The sequence below is a fragment of the Acidisoma sp. genome (assembly GCF_035492295.1).
GTDB lineage: Bacteria > Pseudomonadota > Alphaproteobacteria > Acetobacterales > Acetobacteraceae > Acidisoma.
In genome coordinates this window covers 1-3,599 of the sequence record NZ_DATJJK010000120.1, presented here as the reverse complement: position 1 = coordinate 3,599, position 3,599 = coordinate 1, and the positions used below count along the sequence as shown (strand labels likewise).

Annotated in this window: 4 protein-coding genes; 3 read left to right on the top strand and 1 reads right to left on the bottom strand. The window is 61.2% G+C overall.

Annotated elements, in window-relative coordinates; all coding sequences use genetic code 11:
• Positions 1-299: MurR/RpiR family transcriptional regulator (locus VL752_RS08500; RefSeq protein ID WP_325354116.1), on the bottom strand; the 299-nt coding region annotated here is incomplete at its 3' end.
• 128 nt (positions 300-427) lie between these two features.
• Between VL752_RS08500 and VL752_RS08495 the strand changes: the two genes are divergently transcribed.
• The 3 genes from VL752_RS08495 to VL752_RS08485 form a co-directional block, all read left to right on the top strand.
• The gene (locus VL752_RS08495) at positions 428-1,867 is read left to right on the top strand and encodes an ABC transporter substrate-binding protein (protein ID WP_325354114.1); all 1,440 of its coding nucleotides are present in this window, start codon (positions 428-430) and stop codon (positions 1,865-1,867) included.
• 1 nt (position 1,868) lies between these two features.
• The gene (locus VL752_RS08490; RefSeq protein WP_325354112.1) at positions 1,869-2,789 is read left to right on the top strand and encodes a carbohydrate ABC transporter permease; all 921 of its coding nucleotides are present in this window, start codon (positions 1,869-1,871) and stop codon (positions 2,787-2,789) included.
• The coding region (locus tag VL752_RS08485; protein WP_325354110.1) for a carbohydrate ABC transporter permease at positions 2,789-3,599 on the top strand (811 nt) is incomplete at its 3' end. The genes VL752_RS08490 and VL752_RS08485, both read left to right, overlap by 1 nt.

Genomic DNA, 3,599 nt, shown 5'->3' with positions numbered 1-3,599 from the left:
TCGACGCTCTGCTGCGGAAAACCGGGCGCGGTGGTCCCGCCACATTGGGCGGCCAAAGCCAGCTTGAAGGAACGAAAACTTTCGAAGCCGAGATTATGCACGAGGCGGACGATGCTCGCCTGCCCGCTCTCCGTGACCCGGCTCAGCGCCTCGATGGAAAGCCCGGTCGTTTCAAGGGGATAATTGATCACATGCTTGGCGACCCGGGCGAGCGCAGGCGGCAGTTCCGCGAACTGTGCCTGCAGACGCACCACGATCGGCGGTGTGGCCTTCGGATGTGCTCTGCGCTGCTCGTCCATCTCGTGATCGTTCCCGACGAATGACGTGTTGACAACCCTGCCCGGTATATGGAGCATTACTCCACCAACTCAGAGTATTCCGGAGCCTTCCTCACTTCAATCGCCCTTCCAACCGATGGAGCAGTCGCATGCCGGCAGAGTTTCACAGTGGATTGACGCGCCGTACCGCGCTCAAGGCCGGTCTAGCCACCGCCCTTGCCGCCTCCCCGCTCGCCACGCCGGCGCTCGCCGCGACGAAAAAAAGCGTGCGCGTGCTCGTCGTAGCTGACCCTTTCTATTATTCTCTGCGCGAGGTCATTCCGCAGTTCGAGGCCGAAACCGGGATCACGGTCGAGCTTGAGAACCTTGCCTATGACGCGCTGCAGGCGCGTCTCGTCTCCTCCTCCATCGCCCATAAGCCGGACGCGGATGTGGTGACCGTCGACCAGATGTGGACGGGCCAATATCTCGACAACAAGTGGATCAAGCCGCTCGACGATCTCATCAAGGCCGACAAGGACGTGAACCTCAAGGATTTCATTCCCGAGGTTCTCTATTCCCTCAATACCTGGCGCGGACATTTCGCCACCCTGCCGATCGCGGCCTATGGCCAGGGTGTAATGTATCGTAAGGATGCCTTCTCGAGCCTCGGCCTTTCGATGCCGGCCGCGAAGGATTTCACCTGGGCCAGCTACCTCGCGCTGATCCAGAAAATGAACGGGGCGACGGTCGGCGGCAAGAAGTTGTTCGGTACGGTCGTCGCCGGCTCCCAGCCGCAGCCCATCGTTCATATGTATACCCAGCTTGCCGCGAGCATGGGCGTGCGCTGGTTCAAGCAATTCCCGGAAGGCAAGTGGGATTTCACGCCCACCATCAATACGCCGGAGAATATCGCGGCGTTGACGATGTATGAGCAGCTCTACAAACTCTCTCCGCCGGAGGCGATCAACTTCAACTGGTTCGATGCCGGCATGCGCTTCGCCCATGGCGACATCGGCATGTTCTACTGGTGGACGCCCTATTTCTACCTGACGCAGCGCGACGGATACATGACGGGCAAGCCCTCGCCCGTTGCCGACCAGATCGGCTTTGCCACGCTGCCGCACGACCCCGCGCATAAGCAGGTCATCAGCGCCGGCGGCTGGAGCCTGGGCATCCCGTCCCTCGCGCCAAACCAGGACAATGGCTGGACCTTCCTGAAATGGGCGACCTCGGCCAAGGCCCAGGCTGCGATGGCAAAGGTGGACAAATACGGCCACCAGTTTTCTGACTTTTCCCGCGCGTCACTCTACCAGGATGCCGATCTCGCCAAGCTCTATCCTTATCTGCCGTTGCAGCTGGCCCTTCTGAAACAGTCGAACGGCAAGGCGGTGCGGCCGCCGGCGCCGGTCTATACCACACTCGAAGGTATCTACGGTCTCAACCTCAATCGCGTGCTCGCAGGCAGTGCCACGCCGACATCGACGCTCGCGGCGACATCGGATCTTTTCGAGAATGTGCTCAAGGGCAATTACATGATTCCCTACGCCCTACCCTCCTATAACGATACGCTGGCGAATACCCAGGCGCTGATCGACAAACTCGCCTGACATGTCGGCTGCACTCTCGATCGATGAGGCGGAGGCCCTGCCGCGAAAAAAACGGCGCAATATGCTGCCGCTTCTTCTGCTCGCACCCTCAGTTGTACTGCTGACGGTGCTCGTTGCCTTCCCGCTCGTCTTCTCGTTGAAGAACAGTTTCTATTTCTGGAACCTGCAGATGAGCCCGCAGCCCTTGGGCTTCATCGGGCTCGGTAACTACAAGGCGGCCATCGTCCAGTCCGATTTTCTGGAGGCGCTATGGCATACCTTCGCGATCGCGGTGGTCGGCACGCTGATCGAGGTGGCGGCCGGCCTCGCCATCGCGCATCTGCTGATGGCGCGGCTCGTCGGCGTCAATCTCTGCCGCACCCTGCTGATCATGCCAACGACAATCGCCCCGATCGTGACGGGTTTTTTGTTCCGCTATCTCTACGATGCGCAGGGCGGTCTTATCCCGTGGCTGCTGCACGTCGCTCATATTCCGATCCCGGCGCAGGGGCTGCTCGGCAGCGGAGAGACTGCGCTCTGGGCCATCCTCGCCGCCGATATCTGGCAATGGACCCCCTTCTGCGCCATCGTCCTCTATGCCGGGCTTCTGTCAGTGCCGGACGACATCCTCGAGGCCGCGCGCATTGATGGTGCGAGCAGTTGGACCATCCTCTGGCGCATGACCCTGCCGATGATCCGCAAGCCGCTAAGCTTCGTCGCCGCACTCCGTCTCATGCAGATCTTCAATCTGTTTGATCTCGTGCTCGTGCTCACCCGCGGCGGGCCCGGTTCCACCTCCCGGACGCTCTCCTACAATCTCTATCAGCAGGGGCTTGTGGATTTTAACATCGGTCTGTCCAGCGCCAGCACCTGGATGATCGTCATTCTCGTCAATATCCTGATTGGCCTTTTCGCCATCTTCGCTTTCCGGGATATCGTGTGATGCGGATAAGCGCTGCGCGCCGCGTCTGGCTCTATCTCGCCTTGACCCTTCTCATGATCGTCTTCATCGGGCCGATCCTGTGGTTCCTGCTGCTCGCCATCAAGCCGCCGGATGCGGCCTTCGCCCGCCCGCCCGTGCTCTTCTTCAAGCCGAGTTGGAGCGGCTTCTACGAGACCTTCATCGACCCTGGCACCAATGCCGGCCAACTGCTCAACAGCGTCATTGTCGCGGGTGGGGCGGTGCTGCTCAATCTTCCCTTTTCGGTCCCAGCCGCCTACGCGATTTCCAGGTTTGCCTTCCGCGGCCGGCGCAACCTCATGCTCTGGTATCTCGGGCTGATGATGGCGCCGCCGGTCGCCTTCCTGATCCCCTATTTCATCCTGGCGAATGCCGTGGGGCTGACGGGAACATACCTCGCCATGATTCTGGTGCTGCAGACGGTGGTGGTGCCCTTCTCGATCTGGCTGCAGAAAAGCTTCTTCGACGATATCCCCGTCGATCTCGAAGCCGCCGCCGCGCTGGATGGCGCGCGTCTGCCCGCGATCCTCTGGCATGTCACGCTACCGCTCGCGACACCGGGGCTGATCGTGACGGCGATGTTCGCCTTCGTCTTCGCCTGGAACAACGCCGCCTTCCCCTTGGTGTTGAGCAATCAAGCGACGGCGACGCTGCCCATCGGCACCCTCGGCTATTTCGGCAATACCGGCGTCACCTGGAACGACATCGGTGCCGCCGCCATCGCCGCCATGCTGCCGCCGATGCTGATTTTCCTGCTCATGGGCCGCTACGTCGTGCGCGGCCTGACCTTCG

What these genes read in the sequence shown, in the direction of transcription:
- VL752_RS08495 (WP_325354114.1), top strand. Translation starts at nt 428, where the DNA reads ATGCCGGCAGAGTTTCACAGTGGATTGACGCGCCGTACCGCGCTCAAG.
- VL752_RS08490 (WP_325354112.1), top strand. Translation starts at nt 1,869, where the DNA reads ATGTCGGCTGCACTCTCGATCGATGAGGCGGAGGCCCTGCCGCGAAAA.